General features: G+C 69.3%; 1 protein-coding gene and 1 pseudogene. Both read left to right on the top strand.

From position 1 onward, the window contains the following. Nucleotides 1–157: 157 nt before the first annotated feature. Nucleotides 158–763, top strand: a complete 606-nt coding sequence (locus tag ACY34J_RS28995) for a DUF742 domain-containing protein (RefSeq protein ID WP_462729601.1) — start codon at nucleotides 158–160, stop codon at nucleotides 761–763. Next, nucleotides 744–944, top strand: a pseudogene (locus tag ACY34J_RS28990) (ATP-binding protein); the annotation flags it as partial. The gene ACY34J_RS28995 and the pseudogene ACY34J_RS28990, both read left to right, overlap by 20 nt.

The raw sequence follows: 944 nt of genomic DNA, 5'->3' as shown, positions 1-944 counted from the left end.
TGCGGGCAACGTCCTCACCCCGGACCTGCGTGCCGAGCTCCAAGGCAGCCTTCTCAACTAGCAGACAAGGGTGCGTTTTGCGCTACCGCACCATTAAGGTGCGGTGGCGCGGCCACCACAGCAGGGCTCAGCAACAGGCAGTTGGAGGAGGAGAAACGTGGCAACCCCCCCAGGCGGCTACCCCTATAGCGGCGGGCATCAGCACCAGCCGCAGGGTGAGTCGTCGACGAACCGCTTCAACTTCCCCTCCTCGCCCAGCCACCGGATGCCTCCGGAGCCTCAGCACCAGCAGCAGCCTCCGCATTCGCAGCAGCCGTACGGGTACGACCAGTACCGGCAGCCGCCGGCGGCGCCCCGTCTGCAGCCGATGCCGCCGCAGCGGCAGACGCCTCAGGGGTCCTCTGGGGGCGGCGGCCAGGCGCACAACCCGCTGGTCCGCCCGTACGCCATGACCGGGGGCCGGACACGGCCGCGGTACCAGCTCGCCATCGAGGCGCTGGTGCACACGACGGCGACGCCGTCCCAGTTGCAGGGACAGCTCCCAGAGCACCAACGCATCTGCCACCTCTGCCGGGAGATCAAGTCGGTCGCTGAGATCTCCGCCCTGCTCACCATCCCCCTGGGCGTGGCCCGCATCCTCGTCGCCGACTTGGCCGAGGCCGGGCTTGTCGCCATCCATCAGCCCGGCGGTGACGAGTCCGCCGGTGGTCAGCCTGACGTGACACTGCTCGAAAGGGTGCTCAGTGGACTTCGGAAGCTCTAGCGGTGCGGCCCGCTCCACCACGTCCGCGAAGATCGTGGTGGCGGGGGGCTTCGGCGTGGGCAAGACCACGTTCGTCGGCGCGGTCTCGGAGATCAACCCGCTGCGCACCGAAGCCGTGATGACCTCCGCCTCCGCGGGCATCGACGACCTCACGCACGCGCCGGACAAGACCACGACGACC

Source organism: Streptomyces sp. HSS9-12 (assembly GCF_054963655.1).
This window is presented reverse-complemented; position numbering and strand designations above follow the sequence as displayed.